General features: G+C 35.4%; 18 protein-coding genes. 9 read left to right on the top strand and 9 right to left on the bottom strand.

Translation table 11 applies throughout. The features are described from left to right. The first annotated feature begins 48 nt into the window (after positions 1-48). On the top strand, positions 49-1,476 hold the full coding sequence (locus NEF87_RS12030; RefSeq protein ID WP_457920000.1) for an MFS transporter: 1,428 nt from the start codon (positions 49-51) through the stop codon (positions 1,474-1,476). 60 nt (positions 1,477-1,536) lie between these two features. Here NEF87_RS12030 and NEF87_RS12025 read toward each other — a convergent pair whose 3' ends face one another. From NEF87_RS12025 to NEF87_RS12015, 3 genes are all read right to left on the bottom strand, one after another. Further along, on the bottom strand, positions 1,537-3,597 hold the full coding sequence (locus NEF87_RS12025; protein WP_457919999.1) for a tetratricopeptide repeat protein: 2,061 nt from the start codon (positions 3,595-3,597) through the stop codon (positions 1,537-1,539). A gap of 197 nt (positions 3,598-3,794) precedes the next feature. Beyond that, positions 3,795-4,766, bottom strand: a complete 972-nt coding sequence (locus NEF87_RS12020) for a vWA domain-containing protein (protein ID WP_457919998.1) — start codon at positions 4,764-4,766, stop codon at positions 3,795-3,797. Between the two features lie 140 nt (positions 4,767-4,906). Next, the gene (locus NEF87_RS12015; RefSeq protein ID WP_457919997.1) at positions 4,907-5,788 is read right to left on the bottom strand and encodes an AAA family ATPase; all 882 of its coding nucleotides are present in this window, start codon (positions 5,786-5,788) and stop codon (positions 4,907-4,909) included. A 204-nt stretch (positions 5,789-5,992) separates the two neighbouring features. Here NEF87_RS12015 and NEF87_RS12010 point away from each other — a divergent pair, with 204 nt between their 5' ends. Together NEF87_RS12010 and NEF87_RS12005 are read left to right on the top strand one after the other, a co-directional pair. After that, complete coding sequence (locus NEF87_RS12010; RefSeq protein ID WP_457919996.1) at positions 5,993-6,679, top strand: methylenetetrahydrofolate reductase C-terminal domain-containing protein; 687 nt, start codon at positions 5,993-5,995, stop codon at positions 6,677-6,679. After that, positions 6,663-7,595, top strand: a complete 933-nt coding sequence (locus NEF87_RS12005) for a methylenetetrahydrofolate reductase (protein ID WP_371806808.1) — start codon at positions 6,663-6,665, stop codon at positions 7,593-7,595. The genes NEF87_RS12010 and NEF87_RS12005 overlap by 17 nt, the downstream gene beginning before the upstream one ends. Before the next feature lie 16 nt (positions 7,596-7,611). Here NEF87_RS12005 and NEF87_RS12000 read toward each other — a convergent pair whose 3' ends face one another. From NEF87_RS12000 to NEF87_RS11990, 3 genes are all read right to left on the bottom strand, one after another. Then, on the bottom strand, positions 7,612-8,865 hold the full coding sequence (locus NEF87_RS12000) for a M20 family metallopeptidase (RefSeq protein WP_457919995.1): 1,254 nt from the start codon (positions 8,863-8,865) through the stop codon (positions 7,612-7,614). Between the two features lie 122 nt (positions 8,866-8,987). Then, positions 8,988-10,019: a hypothetical protein gene (locus tag NEF87_RS11995; protein WP_457919994.1), complete on the bottom strand. Its 1,032-nt coding sequence runs from the start codon at positions 10,017-10,019 to the stop codon at positions 8,988-8,990. 153 nt (positions 10,020-10,172) lie between these two features. Further along, positions 10,173-12,014: an aldehyde ferredoxin oxidoreductase family protein gene (locus tag NEF87_RS11990; protein WP_457919993.1), complete on the bottom strand. Its 1,842-nt coding sequence runs from the start codon at positions 12,012-12,014 to the stop codon at positions 10,173-10,175. A gap of 118 nt (positions 12,015-12,132) precedes the next feature. On the opposite strand from NEF87_RS11990, the gene NEF87_RS11985 reads away from it, so the two are divergent. The 4 genes from NEF87_RS11985 (at position 12,133) to NEF87_RS11970 (ending at position 16,216) form a co-directional block, all read left to right on the top strand. Further along, positions 12,133-12,891, top strand: coding sequence for a hypothetical protein (locus NEF87_RS11985; protein WP_457919992.1), 759 nt, complete (start codon positions 12,133-12,135; stop codon positions 12,889-12,891). Positions 12,892-13,061: 170 nt separating this feature from the next. After that, entirely contained in the window at positions 13,062-13,469 is a 408-nt protein-coding gene (locus NEF87_RS11980) for an SCP2 sterol-binding domain-containing protein (protein ID WP_371806802.1), read from the top strand. 58 nt (positions 13,470-13,527) lie between these two features. Then, a complete protein-coding gene (locus NEF87_RS11975) occupies positions 13,528-14,724 on the top strand; it encodes an iron-containing alcohol dehydrogenase (RefSeq protein ID WP_457919991.1) in 1,197 nt (398 codons plus the stop codon). Between the two features lie 61 nt (positions 14,725-14,785). Next, positions 14,786-16,216: a hypothetical protein gene (locus NEF87_RS11970; protein ID WP_457919990.1), complete on the top strand. Its 1,431-nt coding sequence runs from the start codon at positions 14,786-14,788 to the stop codon at positions 16,214-16,216. 15 nt (positions 16,217-16,231) lie between these two features. Here NEF87_RS11970 and NEF87_RS11965 read toward each other — a convergent pair whose 3' ends face one another. Continuing rightward, on the bottom strand, positions 16,232-17,419 hold the full coding sequence (locus tag NEF87_RS11965; protein ID WP_371806799.1) for a hypothetical protein: 1,188 nt from the start codon (positions 17,417-17,419) through the stop codon (positions 16,232-16,234). A gap of 146 nt (positions 17,420-17,565) precedes the next feature. Here NEF87_RS11965 and galT point away from each other — a divergent pair, with 146 nt between their 5' ends. Further along, entirely contained in the window at positions 17,566-18,591 is a 1,026-nt protein-coding gene (gene galT, locus NEF87_RS11960; protein WP_457919989.1) for a galactose-1-phosphate uridylyltransferase, read from the top strand. A gap of 271 nt (positions 18,592-18,862) precedes the next feature. On the opposite strand, the gene NEF87_RS11955 is transcribed toward galT, so the two are convergent. Continuing rightward, complete coding sequence (locus NEF87_RS11955) at positions 18,863-19,042, bottom strand: TM2 domain-containing protein (RefSeq protein WP_457919988.1); 180 nt, start codon at positions 19,040-19,042, stop codon at positions 18,863-18,865. Between the two features lie 136 nt (positions 19,043-19,178). Between NEF87_RS11955 and NEF87_RS11950 the strand changes: the two genes are divergently transcribed. After that, positions 19,179-19,763 (top strand): hypothetical protein, encoded by a 585-nt coding sequence (locus tag NEF87_RS11950; RefSeq protein ID WP_457919987.1) that lies wholly within the window; start codon positions 19,179-19,181, stop codon positions 19,761-19,763. Between the two features lie 149 nt (positions 19,764-19,912). On the opposite strand, the gene NEF87_RS11945 is transcribed toward NEF87_RS11950, so the two are convergent. Further along, positions 19,913-22,108, bottom strand: coding sequence for a hypothetical protein (locus NEF87_RS11945; protein WP_371806795.1), 2,196 nt, complete (start codon positions 22,106-22,108; stop codon positions 19,913-19,915). Positions 22,109-22,147: the final 39 nt, after the last annotated feature.

Below are 22,147 nucleotides of genomic sequence, written 5' to 3'. Positions count from 1 at the left end.
TTGAAAAACACAAGTTCAGTTCAAAACTTTCAGAAGGTATGAAAAATCATGACAGAAACAAGTTCAAAAAACCCATCAGAACCTTCAACTAATATTATGCTTTCCTATGGTTCCGGGAAATTTTTAGTTGAATTCTTTTCTGCAGCCTTTTCGGTGCTAGTTTTCAAGTATTATGAAACTAACTTGCAATTGGATCCTTTATTGGCAGGATTGGGAATTATAATCTATTCCATTTATAACGCAATTAATGATCCCATTGTTGGATATTTCACAATTCGACCAACTCGATTTGCTAAAAAATTTGGTCGAAGATTTCCTTGGATAGTATTCGGGTGTTTTATCTGGGTATTTACAATAATCTTAATTTTCATCGTCCCAAGTTCGTATAAAACAAATCCAGAAAACCATCAATTCGGTATATTCCTATGGATGGCATTAAGCGTCTGTATTCATGATACTTTCTTCTCAATTTGGGAATTAAATTATCAATCATTGTTTCCAGATAAGTTTCGAGGTAATAACATTCGTTCTAAGGCTGCTGGGCTTGCCACTATTGTTGGTGTATTGGGGATTGCTTTAGGAAACTTGCTCCCCACCTTTATTATTCCTTCTTATGAAGATACAGGCAGATATGTGCTGAATGCAATTGTTTTCGCTGCAATAGCGCTAGTTATATTCTTTCTAATGCTTCCGGGTGTACGGGAGGATCCCGTCATGATAGAGAGATATTTACAATCTCTGGAAGACATGAAATCAAACGAAGAAAAAGAAGCATCCTTCTTCACTCAATTAAAAGGGGCTTTTAAACAGAAAAATTTTGTAGCCTTTATTTTATTCTATTTCCTTTATCAAGCTTGCACTATGAGTCTTTCAGCATCTGTTGATTATATTGCCGATTATCTTCTACCTGGAGAGAAAAGTGATACCACCATTATTTTTGCTGGAATGCTAGTGGGTGCTCTAATTTCGGTCCCATTTTGGGGTTTTATTGCTAAAAAAATTCAAAGTAATCAAAAAGCTTTAATTTTATCCGCTTTTGTTCTCATTGCTGGTTTAGTTCCAATGATATTTGCGAAAACCTATGTTGCCTATACTATTGCAATCACGATTTTTGGGATGGGTTTTGGAGGCTATTGGTTCTTAATTACTCCATGCATGGCTGATGTGATAGATGAAGTAGTTGTAAATACGGGAAAACGTAACGATGGTATTTATATGGGTTTCCGTGCCTTTTTTGGACGTCTTTCTTATGCTGTTCAAGCATCCAGCTTTGCGATTGTCCATACCCTTACCAACTTTGACAATCGACCAAATGTAGATCAATCGACTCCTGCTCAATGGGGGATTCGAATTCATTCAGCAATCCTCCCGATTATTTTTATGTTGCTTGGGGTTCTAATATTTTGGAAAATGAATACTTTGAATCCAGAAAAAATGAAAGTTATCCATCAAAAATTGGATGAAATGGATCTTTAATTTTTTTTTACTTCCAATTCTCTCCAGAAAAATGTTTCATGCATTTGCATCAAATTAAACTCATTTTTTCGAAGGAATTGTAGGCAAAATGTTCTCAATTATTTCTGTTTTCACATTATACAAGATTTCTTCTGTAATCTCTGCTAAGGAAGTTATTTCTTCAAGGTTATTGCTAATGATTGTTTGAATGATGGATCTATCATTAAAAAATCGGATTATTTTTTCTGGAACAAGTATTGTCATCAATGCTAAATTTGAATCCGCTAACCGCTTGTCTTTATTTGTCTTATCTTTTATTATATGGGAAGAAATCAAAGCTAAAGATTGGTTTGGTGCCGAAATTGGTAATGGTCCAAATAATCCTTGATGATATTCGCCTCCTTGCCCAATAGATACTGAAATAAACGTTGCCATACGCATTCCTTGTATCTCATCCAATTCTTCAGGTCGATCAATACCTGCTATAATATCAGGTCCCAAATCCGATATAGATATGAGCAAAATTCCGATTTTTTCAATCATTTCTCTCTCATCATCCGAAATTTTTATTGTATAATTCAAGGTGTTGAAATATTGGATAAACAGATCTGCTAGTTCTTCGCTACTGTATTTTTTTCTTTCTAGATCTTCCAATATTACGTTACCAATTCTTTTTAGAGATTCAATTTCCTTTTCTTTAGCCAGTTTTATAGTAAAATTTAAATTCTTGATTGCTTCATCTCGATTTTCTGGACGAATTGAAATTAAAACGGCTTGTAAAAATTTCGCATGAATTAAATAAGGTAGTAATTGATTTTCTTCGCTAATTTCAACAATTTCTTCCAATATTTTGCTTGCTTTGTCAATTATATCTTTATTTTTCGTCACTTTATAATTCTGGATGAAACACTCCACTAACGTCAATTTAAATTCTATTATGAAATTCTTCTCAATTTCATCAGATAAATAGAATGAAATGTCGGAAAGTACATAATCAGCGAAAATATAATCGGATTTAAGTAGTGAGAGTTTCGCTAAAATCAAACTAATTTGTAGATTTCCTAGTTGCATCTTCTTTTGTCTCGCTAAATTTCTTGCTTCCTTTAAGTAGGCATAAGCGGCCTCAAAATCATCAATAATTCCTAACAACTCCGCTAAACTACCCAAGGTTTTAATGAATTCATTATTCTCTATTTGATTTAAGCGATATAATGCTATTGCTTCTTTAAACTTACTGATGGATTCTGAGTAATTACCTTTTCTTCTATAATGAAGTGCTATTTCTGATAAGTATGTTGAATGCAGAGCTTTTACTGATTTTTGGGCAATTTTCATTCCCACATTATAATAATTCTCTGCATTTGCCCAATTTCCTTTATTTGATTCTAGCAATCCAAGATTGATATAAAGATAGCATAACATGTCTGTATAATTTAATTCCTTAGCGGTTTCCATTCCTATTATTAAATATTCTTGGGCTTTTTTATAATTCCCTTGATTTAGATAAAAATCACCTAAGTTATTAGCTAAACTTGCAAAAATATCGTATTTTTTTTCCAATTTAGCAAGCTTAAATGCTTCATCCAGAAAAACCACTGCTCTACTACTTTCACCTTGAGCCTGCATAATAATTCCCATATTATTCAAAAAAGCAATGTACGAATCAACATACAACTTTTTATCAGTAATAAACGACATTCCCATTTCACAAAATTTTTTCGCAGCTTTATAATCTCCAAGTAAGTATAAAACATGAATCATTTTTCGACAAGCAAATATTATTCCAAATTGATATTGTTCTTTGATTTTCTCAAAATTCGTAATTGCATCAGTAATAATATCCCGTGATTCGATTAGCTTACCCCTCTTTCTAAGAATTTCTCCTTCAGATAGAAGAAGATGGGAAAATAATATTGGATCGTTCTTTTCATCTAATTTTTCTTTTAAACTATATAGCTTGGTAGTACATTCTCCATAGCTTTGAAGTTGATTAATCTCACTTTCTAAATTGAGATATTCTTCAATTAAAGATAGGAAATCTGAAGGTTGTTCCTTTTGAATCTGCTTCAAAGCTTCTCCAAGAATATTCTCTTTATAAAAATACCACAATTTTGAATTGTTGTAGAAGTCAACTCCTTCCATATTGGGGAAAGTTTATTGAAACCTTAAAATATTGATATTATTAATTAAAAATTGCTACGAGATTAATTCTAATAGAATTAAGGAAGATTTAATGAATAAACCATTTTCATGATCTATCCTTTTAGGTGTTTTTTGTACTTATTCCATCTATTTGGGTCGGAGATTAAAATTTCTTGAGATAAAACATGAGTTATTTTTTATATTTTTGCTAATAATTGCATTAATGCTCTCGGGATTTCATCAAATTCTTTAACTGGGACATAATAACCCCGCCCTGCTGCCGCTATTTGTCGACATACTTGTTGACCTCGAGTTTGCTTCAGTTTAACTTCTTCTGGAGGCATATTAATCACATGAAGTTTAGGAAACTGTCGAGCCATAAATAAGGGGTTTTTTCCGCGATTGAAATCTCCATCGGTGATCAGGATTCCAACTTTTTGTCGATTTCCAGGATTTTTTTTTAATTCCACTATCCCCCGATGTAAGGCTCGGGAAATATTCGTAAATCCGACCGCTTCACTTTCCAAAATTTGGTCAATTAATTCTACGATCTTCGTTTGGGTTTTGATTCCTTTGAGAACATGGGCTTCTGAATTAAATAAAATAACTGAAGTGAAATCCTTAGCCATAGCATAGGAAAGAACACTCGTTGTCAACGCTGCATTAAGCAACAGTTTACCAAACATGGATCCTGAAACATCTAAAATAAGTACTACATTTCGTTTCCGTTGTCGTCGTTCATACCCTACAATATCTGAGTGCTTGAGATAATTTGCCCCGTTTTGAATATAATTGAAAAGTGTTGCATCCAAATCAAATTCAGGCATGCCTGGATAATAACGAACGCGATGGCGTGATTTTCCTTTACTACCTCTTCCAGAGATATTTAAAGAAGTTCGTAGGATGATGGATCGGGTTAATCGCTGTAACATAACTTTGAAATGCGGAGGTGCATGAGATCGAACCATGAAATACAATTGAGGAATAAAAGAATCACTCTGATTTTTATGTTTTTTGGCGAAGAATTGCGTATATTCTGGTTTTTGTAATTCTGCCGTGACCGCATAGACATTTGATTGTGCCATTCCCATTAGGGCATCAATATTTCCTTGTTTAACTGATAAACCCGTCATAGCTTTGACATCTTGAAATCCGAGTTCATTAGCCATCTGTTTGTACTTCTTACGACTAGTCTGCTTCCGAAGAATTTCGTATTTCAGTAAATCTTTCTCTTTAATTGAAGATAGACGAAGACGTTTAATATCTGCGATGGCTTCCTTGGATGGAGATTGCTCGGGATCCTCAGCCTCTACTGAAAATTTTCAAGGACGGCCTCTACAATTTCAATAATAACTTCCCGAGGATTTCGGTCTGTACCATCAATCATTTCTATCTTAGAATGAAGAGCCATTACGGCAGCTTCCTTCCATAATTTCATGCCTGGTGATTTACCGTAAGCCTCGATTAATTGGGCTAGATCTATCGCCCCACGGATAGACGAACCGCGACGAATATCTGGGTGTTCTCGAGTTAAGTCCACAATTTTAACGGCAATTGTTGCATAAAGGTGATAGTGATCTTTTGTTTTATCCAAATTTAACTCAGTGATTTCGATCTCTTCATCTTCTGTTTGATAATCAACATGAATCCAAACAAACCGGTCTTTTAGAGCTTCTCCTAAAGCGGAAACTCCAACATGAGCTGCAGGATTTTGAGTTGCAATCGTAATAAATCCATTACCATTTGCTGAAATGGTCTTGAGTTTAGGAATGATGAGGGTGTGTTCATCTAAAGCAGATAAAAGAACATTCTGAGTACTTTCTGGAATTCGATTCAACTCGTTGATAAATAGACATCCTCCATCTTGCATCGCCTTACTAAGAGGCCCATAAATGAATGCGTCCTCGGTATAACCTTTGGCAATTACTACAGGTGGATCGAAATAGCCTGTGAGGGTATGGCTAAGAACATCTTCACTACCATCAATTCGATAAAATTTAGCATCGGAATATTCTGCTAATGCGCGTGCTAAATAGGTTTTTCCCGTTCCAACCGCACCTTCTAAAATAATGTGTTTCTTAGCATTCAAAGCCAGAAGCAGTAATGTTAATTCTTGCTTGCGCCCGATGATCTTATATTTCCTTTGTAATTCGCCTACTACCTTTGATAAATCCATGACTGCATTAACCATTAAAACTCATTGTTATTAATTTTGCATTTGAAAAAAATTTACGTAATTTGGTCTTTTTTAGATGTTTTTAATGGTTTTTTTTACCAGATCTTAACAAAAAATACATACTCTCCGTATTTTTTTTTAAAATGTTCAACTTTTTATTTTGGAATTAACAAAGAAGATCAGATTTCTATAAAATTACTCAAATTGGGTTTTAAATATATGATTTTAACCGTATCAAAACCGTGGTCAGAAATTCGAGATGCATGTAAGCAATGGGATTTACAAACAGTCGCTGTAATTTCCTGTGGATCTTGCTCTGCCCAATGTGGAACTGGAGGGACCGAAGGATTAAAAAAAATAGTGGATTCTTTAGAACAAGATGGGATTCAAATTGCTGCTTCTATTGTAATTGAAGAACCTTGTGATAAACGTCTCGTGAAAACCGATTTGCGACATATTCAAAATGAGACTCAAAAAATTGATGGATATATCGTGGCTTCATGTGGAATGGGTGCTCAAACGGTTCGCGAAGTGACTGATAAACCAGTAATCATTACTACTGACACAATCATGATGAGCCAGACCGAGCGAATTGGTCTCTATCATGAAAAATGTCGAGCTTGTGGAAAGTGTGTGTTAAATGAAACTGGTGGGATCTGTCCTATTACGGCTTGTGCAAAATCCCTTCTGAATGGTCCTTGTGGCGGTGTTATTGATGGAAAATGTGAAATGGGAGGGTATCAAAATGATTGTGGATGGGTCGCCATTTATAATCGGTTGAAGAAACTAGATAAATTGGAATTGTTCAGTAAAGTACGGCCCCCTCGAGATTGGTCTTTAGTGACGAAACGATCTACCGTAAATCAACGTAAGGAGATGAAAGATTATTATGCATGCGAAGAATAAACCCGCTTACTCTCGGTTAATGAAAGAATTGAATTCAGGTAAATTCGTATTTACCGGAGAATTAGAACCCGGTCGCAGTGCAAATATGGCACCCTTGATTAAAGAAGCCTTGGAAATTAAAGATTATGTTGCTGCAGCGAATGTAACAGATATTCCGGGATCTTTTGTTTCCATGAGTGGGTTAGCGGCTTCGATCTCGATTCAACATCAAACTCCTGTCGAAGTCATTTATCAGCAAACTTGTCGAGATTTGAGTAGACTTGGTCTTGCCTCATCTTTGTTAGGTGCATCAGCAGCGGGAATCCGAAACGTTTTAGTTTTGTCGGGGGATCATTCTTCTGTGGGGGATATTCCTCAATCCAAACCTGCCTTTGATTTGGATTCTACCCAATTGCTCATGTTAGCTCGAGAAATGGTAGATCAACATACGATTTATGGCATTCCAATTGAAGATGCTGACATTGCACCCCCTAAATTTCATATCGGAATGGGTGCAAATCCAAATTCGACCCATCCTGAAATTGAACTCTTGAAATTGAAGAAAAAAGTCGAATTGGGTGCCGAATTTATTCAAACTCAAGTCGTTTATGATTTGGAAACCACTGAACCTTTCTTTCAAGAATTAAAAAAATTGGGTGTTCCAGTCTTAGTTGGCATATTTCCAATGCGAAATTATTCCACAGCTCGGGATTTTGATAAATACGTGCCAGGGGTTTCTGTTCCTAAAGATATTTTATCCCAATTCAAAAATGTGAAAGCTCAAGGATTGGAAAAAAAAGCCAAAAAGGCAGCTTACGATAAAATTAATGTTGACTTGTACCAACCGATGATGAAAGAATTACAAAAAAAGGGATATGCCGCAGGCGTTCATGTTGCAGCAGTTCATTACACTCGAATTTTTCCACAATTATTATAATTCTTTTTTTTCTATCTTACCAATTTTCGCAAATTTTGAGTAAAGCTTGGTAGTGTTTTTCTAAGGATCTCAAATCTACCCATTCATTTTCCTTGTGGTAGTTTCCTCCTTTACAACCTAAGACGATTGTGGGGATTGCATGAAGGATAGGGTGTTTATAGTCAGAGGAACTAAGCATGTTTTCATCTGCCACAGAATTTCCTCCCGAAATTTTGACAGTATATCCTAAAGATTCAAGAGTTGATATGGTCACTTTAGCGATATCCGAATCCTTCGATGTCACGAAAGGAAGGAGAAATGGTGTGGGACGGTTCGTTTTCCGAATTTCAAATTCGGAGGGTTTTAACACTTGTTTGATACATTCTTCCATTTGTTTTAGGACAGATTCTGGTGTTTCTGGAGGTACTAAATGACGATCAAATTCTACCAAGCAAGAATCGGGTACAGAAAGGGAACTTGTACCAGCATGAATTTTTAGGGGGGTTATGGATGCTTCCGGCAAAATTTCATGTTTTCCCAGAGGTAACTCCCCCGATTCTACAGATTTCATGACATGATTTATCATTGTTGTTGCAAGTTCTATCGCATTAATCCCTGCTTTAGGTGTAGCCGCATGGGCCGCTTTTCCCTTCACTAATACTTCTATGGCTATCCTTCCCCTCCGACCTAGGAGAATTGTTCCAACATCGGGTGTCTCACCCATTTCAACCACTTCAGAAATATCCGCAATTTCAGGACAGATACAACCTTTTGCATGGCGAATCAAATCTGTTTGGAGTAACTGGTACATGCCTTTATCAACAAATTCTTCATCAACAGAGAAGGCTAATATTAATTCATTGGTTTTAAACCATTCCTCTGGCAGTGATATCGCTGTGGCTAAGATTGATGCCACTCCCGCTTTCATATCCACGGCTCCATTTCCATACATTCTCCCCTTCTTAATCAATGGGATAAACGGATCTTGAAACCATCCCAGAGTTTTAGCATGTTCGGCTATTTTATTGCGTCCTTCTGGTTGATGTGGGGTTTCATCTTCAACTCCTTGAATTGGGACTGTATCTAAATGACCAAATAGAAGTAAACTTTTTCCTGATCCTCGTTTTGCTACAAGACAAAACCGATCTTCTACTGGTATCTTATGGATGGTGAAACTGCGTTCTTTTATGAAATTGGCAATCCATTCTACTATCTGATTTTCGAAAGGATAGGGAGATGGGATTTTTACTAACTCATGCAAAATATTTTCGACAGTCAATTTTGATGACATAAGCTAAGTTATGGTTTGTTTTTACTATTTTTTAGTTCTTCCTATTATAACCGCGATCTTATTTAATAGAAATCATTCAGAATAAAATAAAATAGAAACAAAAAAACGGTTGAAAAAATGTTTTACTGGTATTTTCTTATCTTAATTAGGATAATAATCCCTAAAATACTAAAACCTATTAAATAATATGCAGTAAAACCTGGAATTGAATCTAGTAATCCTTGAATTCCGCCTTCTTCCCCATGACTCGTTTCAATTGTTGAATTTGTGGAAGTCGAAGTGCTTGTCTCATCTGGGGAAGTTGTAGTTGTTGAGGTTGTGGTCGTTGAATCACTTGTATCTAAATTCATAGGGGCGATTAATTGAAATTCGCTTAAATATGTCATATCAGTAGACACATATTTCATCAATGTGTTATTCCACATTGTCATGTTCGTTGCGGTATTTATATTTCCAGAAATAAGAACCCTACTGACTGGATCGTAATTAAGATCCACTGTTGTTTCTAGAGTCATGTTTGTCCATGCATTAGTACCCGAAAAAAATGCAGTTGAATTGTAAGCATATGATCCAACCAATTTTGTATCTGTACATGTTAATATTTGGCTTGAATTTGTTAATTCTGAAATGTCGCTAGAAATGGTTGAAAAAGCCATCACAAAAAGAGTAATGAGATATTCAATAGATAGCTTCATAGCTATTTCAGACAAGAAATTCAATGTAGTAGTTTCATTAAAAGTTTGAATTTTTGATAAGTTACTATCTAATAAGCAGAAAAATGGAAATATATCGCCTCCATCAACAGAACGATCGAATATATTGGTTTGATTTCCTGTGGTTAATCCAAAATGTGATTCCGTCCAATTCGCAGCGTTTATAGTTGATTCAGTTACTGTTTCATTACTCTCTAATGAATTGAAAGTAACGTTTACTGTTGTTGAATCTTCTACAATTTTAGAAATATTTAATCGCTGATAAAATGTTTTTTCCTCAACATCTGTTCCATTAGTTGTTGTTGTTTTATTAACCCTCCAAACTAATTGAGTTCCTTCAGAAAATGCAAGAGATGAATTACTTGCTGCCTTGACATTCTGTTGCAAAAATAAGAAGATTATAGTAGTGATTATCAACATTTGTTTTTTTCTTGTCTTCATTTTTTTCATATCCATCATTCAAAAGATAAAAATAAATTAGTCAAATTTGTTAATAAATCCATACTCGAAGAAAAAATTCAAATTAATTGAAAAAAGGGTTCTAAGCGATTTAAATGTAACAATGCTATTTATTTACAAAGTAGTAAAAAAGAATTAAATTGAATAACTTTCTAGTTCCAATCGCTTAATTTTATCTTTCAATGGTATTCCACTCTCCTTATCCCATTCCATATAGGAATAAAATTCTGAAAATAAGGTCGCGACATCGGGGACTTGACCTTCAGACCCACTTTCAGGAAGTGGTTCTAACAATATTTTCGGAATATGTTCATCTTGGGGGGTATGTCCCATCTTCAAATTGAAAAGACGTTTCAAAGTGAGAATACGTTGACCTGTTGTGACAATTCGTTCCATTGTAAAAGGTTCTCCTAGTGCGAGTTCTAAATATTTTGCAAGATTTTTGGGAGGTGGATTAGCAAATACACAGAAAATTGCCGCGGAATAAAAAGCGCGATATTCCATCAATTTTCCTGCAACTATAGCTGTTTCCTTGGGTTCTTCATATGGTCCATCAAGAGATATTCCCAAATCTGGAATTTCTAATCCTGTCGTCACCATATAACCATCACAGGAATTATGGGATCCTCCATAGTGAGGGCTAATCCCATAAGCGATAGCCATAGGGCTGGTACTTCGCATGTCGTGATAAGTTACATGAGAATTATGGATGGTTGCCACTTGCTCTGGATCAATTGCAAAATCTTTAATCAGCTGTTGACTTCCTTCTGCAATAATATTCCCTATTCCTTGTCTTAATGCAATTTTTTCAAGCAAATCAAATACCTCGTCCATTTTACCGAATTGTAAGGAGATTCCATCTATATCTGAAGGCTTCAGTTTCCTTCGTTCAACAAGATCCATTAATAGAGCAATCATAGAACTTGAGGAGATCGTGTCCAATCCAAGATCATTACATAAGTAATTCGCTTTAATAATGGCTTCAAGGTCCTCATTCATCATAAGAGATCCAAAACCGGCCATGGTCTCATATTCAGGACCTTCAAACGGAATAGTTGGGAGTTTTTGGCCATTTTCTCCAAGTTCCACTATTCTACCACAACCAATTGGGCATGCAAAACAATGATGGTTCTTCTTCAAATATTTTTCTGCTAAGGTTGATCCAGAAATTTCATCGGTGTTTTCAAATTCTGAGCCCCGATAATACTTAATCGGGAGTTCTCCAGAAACTGAATACATATCTAAAGATCCGCTGGTACCCAATTCTTGCATCATTTCATAGGTAAAGATTTCCATCATTTCCGAATTAGTTGTCTTGGTTAATTCCTTAAATTCATCGGGATGGGTAATTTCAATTTTACCACTACCTTGAATCACGATCGCTTTCAAATTTTTGGACCCCATGACCGCCCCCATCCCAGTTCGCCCAAAGGCGCGTTCTTCACTTCCAATAATGGCAAAATTGACTAAATTTTCCCCCGCTGGGCCGATAGCCATAACACGAGGCTTTTTAAACTTCTCTAAGTTTTTCAGATGGCTGGTAGTTTCATAAATTCCCTTTCCCCAAAGATGGTCAGCTGGTTTAATCACTACTTGCTCATCTAATATTTCGAGATAAACAGGTGCTTTAGCTTTTCCATGGATTAATATTCCATCATATCCTGCCTTTTTGAGCTGGATGCAGGCATCACTTCCTGAATTAGATTCTCCCCAAATTCCGGTTAAGGGTGATTTTGCACAAACAACCATCCTCCCAGAAGATGTGGCAGTTGTTCCTGTGAGTGGTCCAGTCATAAAAAATAGTTTATTATCTGGTCCCAAAGGATCAGTCTCTTTTGAAAGTAGTGGAAACAATGTGGCACATGCATATCCTGCCCCTCCCAAAAATTTACGCGCAATGTCTTCATTAAGCGGAGTTTTTTTAACGGAATTTTTAGATAGATTTATTTCAAGAATTGTTTTTGTAAATCCCTTCATGGTTTTACCCTTCGTATGTGAAAGTTATGAATATAGTTTGCTGTTTATCTTCTTAATGCTTTATTTTTTTTTTAGCAAAACAGTTAAAGAGAAGATAATGTAATATATAATCTATATCATGGTTCACATCCAAATGGCGATGATTTTGTTGAAGTCGAAGTCGGACATCAATGAAACCAAACTTGTGGAACAAATTGCGAATGATTGGGGAAGTGGCTTAGAAATTTCTGAGTTTGAGCGAACAAGTCAAGCTTTTTCTTTTGATTGGAACAAGATCCAATTTATTATATCTGAAATCCCCACACCTTTTCCTTCTAAGGATCTTGAGCTGCCAAGTAAGACTGCATATCATTGGAAAGAAGCTGAAGCGGAAGTTTCTAGTCATAGTAGTCATATACTAATCTTTACCCGAGGTGAAGTAGATCCAATTGAAATTTCAAAACAGTTAACTCGGGTTACGGCTTCTGTATGTAAAATTTCAGATTCTATTGGTGTATTTTGGGGGGCTTCATCCCAGGTCATTCAAGACTCACTATTCATTGAACAATCTAACCTTCTCTCATCAAATAAACTTCCTTTAATGCTTTGGATTAAAACAACAGGGCATAAAAATGATGATGGAACTTACTATTTGCATACGATTGGATTAAATCTTTATGGTTATATGGAATTTGAGATTGAATCGTATCGGAAAACTTATTCTGAAGGATTTGCATTGTTACTGGAATTATCATCTCTTGTTATTAACAATAAATCCGCTTTGAAAGAAGGAAAAATCTACATCCCTTTAATTCAAGATAAAATCAAGCTTAAATATAAGAAATCCTCTCTAAATCCTGTGGAAGATGTCATATCCATAATCAATTCGAATTCATAATAAAAATATTCTTTTTTCTTTCATTTCTAAATTTTTTGAAATTATACTTTATCTAAAATTGTATTTTTATTGACCTTTCAATGGTCAAAATTTATGATTTGCAATTTTAAGCAAAAATATATTAGACTTAAGGACAGAATTGAATTCGAATATCATTTGGTGAATATAATATGGGTTTAAAATTTGGAAGTCAAGAATGGGTCTCCTCCTATATGGAGACATTAAATAATAATGCGGCCTATGAAGAGAGTGCTAAAACTTGGGAAGGCGATTTTGTCTTCATTGTCCAACCAGAAGGAAATTTAGATCATGAAATTCGCTTTTATGCAGATCTGTGGCATGGAAAGGCACGAAGTATGCGAACAATTCCTGAGGGTGAAGAAGTCGATGCTGCCTTTGTGTTTTCTGGAAAATGGGAAAATTGGTCGAAATTAATCGATGGAAAACTTGATCCTATCAAAGGATTGATGTCAAAGAAGTTTAAATTAAAAGGGGACATGAAAAAGGTAATGCGGGCTGTGAAAGCCGCAAAAAACCTCGTTAAAACGATTGGAATGGTTGATACCGAAAAATTTTAACTTAAATTCTTGGAACCTCTTTTTTTTTGATTATCTATCCTTTAGTTGGTGTAAAAAAATGCCTACATTTGTTAGTCCAAAAACAGTTTACTTCGGTGAAGATGCTCTTGATCAGTTTGAAAGTATTAAAGGTCAAAAGTGTTTTATTGTAACAGATAAAATATTGGTTAAATTGGGGATTGTTAAAATTTTAACCGATAAATTGCAAGAATTTGAGAAATCCTGGGAAATATTTGATGGAGTGGAACCAGATCCTCATGAAGACACTATTCTTAAAGCAAAAGAGTTATGTGCAAAATTTGAACCTGACTTAATCATTGGTCTTGGTGGGGGTTCTTCCTTGGATGCAGCCAAAGCAGTTTGGTTTCTCTATGAACATGATGATTTTGGAATCGATGATTTAAATCCCTTTGAAGATTTACATATGGGAATCAAAGCCAAGTGCGTTGCGATTCCGACCACTTCTGGAACAGGCGCAGAAGCAACTTGGGCCGTCATTGTGACACGCACCGATGAAGATGGCTTGCAATCAAAATTGGAGCAAGCACATTTTGATGTGTTACCCACCTATGCGATTGTGGATCCAATTTTTACAACCAACTTACCGCAATCTCTAACTGTTGCCACTGGATTTGATGCCTTAGCCCATTCTTGCGAAGGTTTGGTTTCAGAATGGAAAAATGATCTTGCCGATGGGATGTGTTTACATGCAATTAGTCTTGTTAAGCAATATCTCCCATTGGTTGTTGAAGATGGAAAAAATCAACTTGCTCGGGAAAAGATGGCGAATGCAGCAACGATTGCGGGTTTAGGTTTTGGAAATTCCCAAGTCACCATTGGACACTCCTTAGGACATTCATTGGGTGCAGTGTTTCATATAACTCATGGAATTAGCGTGGGTGTTGTTCTCCCCTATATTCTTCAGTTTTACCTAAACAATTCCGACGATGATAGTGCAACAATAATTTTAGGTATCGCAGCAAAAAAGACTGGAATTGCCCAATGGAATGATGATAATAAGCAAGCAGCTCATAAATTAATTGAGTATATTGTTTCTCTCCAAAAACAATTAAATTTTCCTACTAAATTAAGTGAATGTGGGATTACGCGTGAACAACTTGATTCACAAATGGGTCGACTGGTAGATCTTACGAATGAGAGTGCCAGCATTACTATGAGCCCACGGGATGCATCCGATGATGAAATTCAAAAGTTGCTTGAATATGCATTCGAAGGAACAATGATAGATTTTTAACCATGGGTGAATTATCCCATTATTTTTTAAAGTCACGTGAACAAAAGGAATTACAATAATAATGGTGACCCTTATTTATTTCGAATACTTACAATTAATACTAATCATCCCGAAGGCGATTGAATCATCGTTATTTTTCCTCAATATTATTTTGGCGTATAAAAAATACTCTGAACACAATTGGAACGACCGTCCATTAGTAGAACGCCTCTTTTTCATCGGATTAATTGGATGGTTTATTTATATTTTTCTTGATATATTCATTTTTTTGTTCGCTCCCGTGAGTATGAGCTTGGCTCCTGATGGAATTTATAAAGGATATCTTTCAAATTATCTCTCGCTCACCCTTGTCAATTTGATACGGGATATTGCATTTACTGGTGCTTTAATTCAGTTATGGTCGTATTTCTTTGCTTCTCTGACAATTCTTCTTGGGGAAGCACAAGCATCCAAAATTTTCCGAAATTGGGTCGTTCGCATGACAGTATTAGTTATTTCCCTCATAGTTCTTGCCTTTGACCAAATTAAAGTTGAAATTCTTGATGGATTGCCCATAGTTAATGCTGAATATCAAGGATTGGGGGGATTTGTTATTGGCTTATTTATTTGTATTTATTTTGGGGGCGTTGTATTATTAATCTCAAGCTTGAGGAAAGAAATTCTTGCTCAGTCTTCTAATAAAATGAAACACCATATTCTCGCATTAATCTTGGGTGTGCTGATAATGGGAATTGGAAATTTATATTGGCTTTTTCTTGGAATTTTAGAAGGGGCGGTTCCCTTACTATTCCACGGGACTTCCAATCGGTTTTTTTTTACTTATCTAGGCCATTTCATTTGGACACTTTCCCCGATTTTCATTTATTTTGGTTTTCAGAAACCGATCGATGTTAGTCCTAAAATTGACGATGACTATAATAAAATTGGGATGTTTAATTTCAAAAAATTAGTCGAAGAAGAATTTCTGGCCATGTATTTGATCAAAGGAAATCGAATTATTTATATTAATGCTTTAATGAAGAAATGTATGAAAATGACTCTAAAAAATCAAAACTTGTGGGATATAGAAACCCTCTTTTCACATATTCACCCTCAAGATTTACCCCAAGTTAAAAAATACTATGATTTTCAAAATTTGGATAAAATCCCTCATAATTTTTATGAACTTCGATATCTTTGTTCTGATAATGAAGTTAAGTGGGTGAAACAAATAACCATTCCAATCATCCAATATAAAGAGCCTGTTCTACAAATCATTTTTGAAGATATCACCGAACGGAAACTTGCGGAGCAAGAAAAGAAAACCTTGCAAGGATTGTTACCCATTTGTGCAAGCTGTAAAAAAATTCGGGATGATGAAGGATATTATGTCCAAATTGAACGTTATCTTCATGATCATAGTGATGTTGAATTCACGCATGGATTATGTCCAGATTGCATGGAAAAGATGTTCAAAGAAATTGATTCAAAAGATAATGAGAAAAAAAACTAACCTATGACTTTGAAATTATTTTTTAAATTGGATGAGATTTTTTTTGACTAAAATTTGACAGGCTTGTAAAATATCCATCGGGGCAGCATCCAATTGTTGAGCCAATTGAGAAATGGATTTTCGTCCATCAATGGCCACGATGAGAATTTTCATCCATTCTTCGGTACTTTGATCCCTAAAAGTTCCTGCGGTGATTCGTAACTTGGTGGGAGTTAAATCAAATATAGAAGTATGCAAAAGATTTGCATTTGGAGTATCTTCACGATTCATATACATGGCTTCGGATTGAATTTGCGGCTGGATATAAGACATATAATTAGCTGGTTTCAAAAATTCTTCTTGAGTGATCTGTCTTCTGGCTGGAACTGCTGGGATTGTAGAAATTGAGCTTCCACCCAAATTTTGACCTATTATTCCAGAATCAATCGTTGGAGCAACTAAACTGACCATTGGTTGAATCTGTTTTGGTGCATCGGAACTTGAGGGCACAGGCTCTCTTCTGGAAGGGTGGAAAGTGCCGACAAATTTTTGTTTTGGCTTCGAGGTAAGATAACTGGAATAAATATTATGGGCTTGATTGGATTGAGTTTGTATCTGTTGTAAAGTTTGATATCGTTGGAATCGATTAGAAACTGTAGGGATTGTAGTGGTTTTTGTCTTATTCACCAAAACTGATGGCACTATTGGCTCTATAGGTAAATTGTGATATAATTGTGAGAGTTTTTCTTTTGAAATGATTCGAGTCTCACCAGATAGATCTGGTTCCTCGAATTGAGTTTTTTCTAAGTTCATAATTGCTTCTAATATTTCTTTAAACACGGGTTCATATGTTTTAAAAGGCGTAACATTGCCGTTCCATTTTTTAGTGAGATTTTGACGGAACATATGCAAAAATGTTGAAGAAGATTCTTCAATAATTACCTTTCGGAGTGGTTTAGACACATCATTTGTCGAACTCAGAATAAATAAGATTTCTTCTTTTTCACCTATGATCTTGCGTTGGAAGGAGAACATTATGTCTGTCATTTGTAATTCATTCACCGTGCCTAAACTTTCGATTGAATCGGCGAAGGAGGTTATTGCTTGGAAGAAACCCGAAACTAATGTGAATTTTTGATTATCTTGGCAAACTCCTCGGTTCGGATGAAGATTAATGGTGACAATAGGTAATCCATTTTTGAGTACAATAAAATCGAAGATCATCGTATGATGATCATATTGGAATAAGTGATAATCAACACACTTGATATTGGGATCATATCGTCGTATATCTCCCTCAAGATGTTTTTCAGAAAAAAAGAAAAATTAACAATAAATTAAATGGATTCTTGAAATTTCATGAAAATAATATGGAAAAAACGAATGAAAATTCTGCCCCTTCTCCTCAACAGCGTTGGGATCCTTTCTTAAAAGAATGGGTGATTTATGCACCTGCTCGTAGTAAGCGCCCATTTCAGGGGAAAGAATTTGCAAAAAATGAACCAAAAAAAACTTGGACCTGTCCATTTTGTCCCGATGCTCCTGAAGGGGCTGGAATTTGGACCGTGAAACAATTACCCAATCGATTTGCATCTTTAAATGAGATCGCTCCTGAATTTGTACAGAAATCTGTTGGAAATTTATATAACTATCAAACCGCATCAAATTATGGCAAATGTGAGGTAATTCTTTATTCCCAAGATCATGATACATCTTTTGGCACTTTGGCTATGGCCAATATTGTTGCCCTGATTGATCTGTGGGCAGAACGCTATATTGCTCTCCAAAATATGCCCGAAATGCGGTATCCATTTATTATGGAAAATCGAGGGAAAGAAATCGGTAATTCCATGACTCATCCCCATGGGCAAATCTATTCGTTCCCCTACCTTCCCCCTAAAATGGAGCGAAAATTTATCGCCTTCAAAGATTATTATTCAACCAACCAATCATGCTTAATGTGCGATATTTTGCAAGAAGAATTGCAGGATTCTTCCCGCATTATCGAACAAAATGAAGATTTCATTGCCGAAATTCCTTTCTACGCTCATTGGGCGTTTGAAGTACAAATCACTGCCAAACGTCATGTAACATCTATTGCTGACTTGTCACCATCTGAACGATCCAATTTAGCGGTCATTATGCAGAATGTAGTTCGAAGATACGATACATTGTTTGGTGATGGTGGTATAATGCCTTATGTGATGGCCATGTATAATGCTCCTGTTAATGTTGATGATCGTGACCGATGGCATTTCCATATTGAGTTTTACACCCCTTTTCGGGGCAAAGATAAATGGAAGTTTCTCGCTGGGGTGGAATTAGGTGCCAATACGTTTATTAGTGATGCCCTTCCGGAACAAAATGCCAAAATTCTTCGTGATTTGCAAATTTAAATATTTTTTATTAGATATACTTCCTTTTGGTGTGCTCAGTTACGAAGTTCTTGAGCAATTTTTATAAAAATTCTAATGGGATAGGTTATTTAGTGGGGATGCACAACATAAGATTGGACTTCTAACCAAGTTTATTCATTATCTTTGATGATTATCTATCGCTTTGACATTTTCGCTTGACCTTGCAAAATATAGACTCGGAAGGTTTAGTATGGTGCTTTCTAAAATTCATGAAAAAAACAAAAAAAAATCCAGTAATAGATTGAATATCCTACTTTGCAATAATTAATTCTTTGTCAGTTACGGTAAAGATGATGTCAATTAACCAACCAACGCCTAAAAGTCCACCGGTGCATAAATATAGAATTCCTGATTTTGTATACCCTTTCATGAATCTATGAATACCTAGAACACCTAAAAACAAGGTGATAAGAAAATCTGCTATTTCCATTATTTAATCACTTTGAGGTTTTGCCTCGCTTAAAAATCTAGCCTTCTTTTATTTAAAAGATTTGACCCAAACCTTTACTTCAAAAATACTGTAGAAAATAAAAGAATATAGAAATAATAATAGATTTATCCATTAAATGGATATCAATAAGTTAACTACAAAAGAAGAGTTAAAAATCGTCTTTAGAAGAATTAAACCATTATTATTAAGTCATCATCCAGATTGTGAGAAATTTCATGATCATGTTCTTCATATAGGAAGAAATCGATTTTGTATTGGTTGTTTTGTTGGTTATCCATCTATTTTATTATCATTTTTAATAAGCAATTTTTTAATATTTCCGATAACTGATAAAAATCTTCACATTTGGCTTTTAGTTATAGGTTTTCTTCTTTTTGGAACTTTGGGTTTAAGTATTACAAGATTAACTGAAATCAAAGTAATTAAAATTGGACAAAAAATTACCAATGGAACTGGAATTGGAATAATTGTTAGTTTTTTTTTGAATTTCTTTGAGATTAAGTCATTTTTCCAAATAATTTTTTTAATTTGGGGAATTTGCGCAGTATTGATAATTCCAGTTGCGTTTATTCGATTCCGCTCTATGGAAAAACAATGTGATCAATGTGAATGGAAAGAGGATTCTAGTAAATGTCCAATTAAAGATTTTCTTCCAACAATTTTAAATGAATCCAGAATTGAACAAAAAACTCCCAAATAATGAATCCACAAAGCACTGATTTTCTTAATTGATTGGTCTTCTGTAGATAGAAGGAGAATTTATTTTTTTAATCCATGAGAAAAATGTGTAGTGGATAAATGGGGAATAAAAAATAGTTAAAAAAAAGCTAAAAAAATAATACTTCAAGACTAAAATTTACTCATTTTTTTCTTGTTAAGCATGAAAGCGGCAATTCCTACCATTCCAACTCCCGCAACAACGATGATAACTGCCCAAGGGACAGTGATTTCTCTGGTAATGAAAATTGAAAAGGTCGGATCATGCACAATTTCATCTCCTGATGTAAATCCATTCTGACCGAAGGTATCATAACTAACTGCATACATTAGTAATGAAAGATCCACGTTGACCGTACTATTTATTCTTCCAGTAGAATTATCCTCTTGCACGTAAGTTTCACTATTTTGGCCTTCCCATTCAGCAAAGACGGTTGGGATTGTTGTAGTTTTGGCAGGATGTTCCACCGATGTTCCACCTGTTGCTGGAGTTTGATCGTAGGCTGGACCAGCAATGTCGATTTCTGCTAAAGGTAATTCTTGGTCGATATCTCCTACATTCACTTTATGGGTTTCTGAGTTATAATTTGATTCGTTCAATAATGCCTGATCTGGTTCTTCATATCCCGAAGCAATTTCTTTGTTCTGAATGAGCAATTTAAAGTGTAAAATAGCGCTCATATACACTACTGCCAGATCCATTTCAGTGTCTTTCAGCTTTGGAGTGAAAGGTTTATTATCAGTGTCTAAATCCCAAGCTCCAAAACTTTGAAGAAGCTTTACTTGTGCACGACCCATTGTTTGTTCCCCTTGGGCATTGAAATACTCCCCAGTATTAACATCCAATCGTTTGGATGGCTCAAAACTAAATCCAAGCTCTAAATAATCCATATGTTCGGTTGGAGCAACGGTTTCATTGACTTCATCATCTTTCATGCCTAGCGGAATAACTCTGAAAGCTACCCCATCGGCGCGAATACCCCATTTCATTTTTCCTCCTTCATAAGTTGGTTCATTAAACGTCCATTTGGTTGCCCCCCGTAACAAGATGTAATCTTCAACTTCGGTATCGGAAATACGTTGCACTGTTTCTCCTTCAAAAACACCAACATCTTCAAATAATACATCTGGGACCCCATTCCCTGCATTCGCAGCAATTGTGGTATCTGGATGGTTTTCATACTTTGTATCATCAAAAAGGTAGAAGTTCGAGAAATGATGAGTGAAGATATAGAATTCAATAGAAAGTTCTTGGAATATATCAGTTGCTGTTTTTCCTGCGAAAGCTTCTTCATTTTGGGTGATTGCTCCCATAATTGCTTCAGCATCAATCGATACTTGAAATTCTTTGAGCCAAATTTCAATAATATCAAAACTAAAGGTGGTGTAATTCTGATAACGTTGTTCAAATTTTCCCTCGGTGATATTATTTTGCATATCCATCATATATAGCATGTAATCATCGTTATATTCATGAGCAATACTGCGATAATTCTCTTCCCATGCCGGATAGGCTTCATCCAAAGTTCGATTATTTGTCATTTCATAATCTTCAGTTATATACCATTCTGCAAGGATTGTTCCATTGAAATCCGCTTCGTAATTGGTAAACCCAATAGCATTGAAAATGATAACTTCATCTCCAGTAATGATATCATTTATATGGATCAAGAAATAACTCACAGCAGAAATTAACGTGCTGATCGCTTGAGCCAAAGCTTCATCATCTTCGAGTTCTCCTGATCTTTGTTGCTCATCCAATCGAAGAAATTCTTGAAAAGTAGAAAGCAGTTTATCAATTGCATTAATGAAGGAATCATCTTGATCCCAAATAATGAAAGTTACCGATGCTCCTTCAGTTCGGTTATAATTTATTACTCCCGTTTCATTTACCAACAAATACGGATATTCATCTTGATCCGAAGTTTCGGTTGCGTTTTCCAAATCATATACGCCCCAAGGTGTATATTCCCAACTATCACCACTTCCATATTCATAGGAACCTGATTCTTGATCACTAATATATGAGGCATTTAACACGTATGTACCAGCCATTTCTTGTGTGGCCGACATATTCGCGAAGTTCTCAAACATCATTTCAAAGACCGTGGCAAAGGCTTCCCCGCTGGCTCCAAATTCTCGAAACATTCCAAAAGTTTGCTCCAATGCATTGGTGACCTCTTTTGCCTGGTCTGCCGATATTTCTCCTTGCGGTTCTGTTGTTGCGCTAGCTGCTTGAAGACTGATAGTTGAGCTGCTCAAGACGGAGAGAAGAAATAGGCTTATAATAAAGATGGGTTTTCCATCAATTGATTTTGATTTATTCAAATTTATCACATTCAAATTTCGTTAGTATCTTTATAGAAA

The sequence above is a fragment of the Candidatus Lokiarchaeum ossiferum genome (genome assembly GCA_025839675.1).
GTDB lineage: Archaea > Asgardarchaeota > Lokiarchaeia > Sigyniarchaeales > Promethearchaeaceae > Lokiarchaeum > Lokiarchaeum ossiferum.
This window is presented reverse-complemented; position numbering and strand designations above follow the sequence as displayed.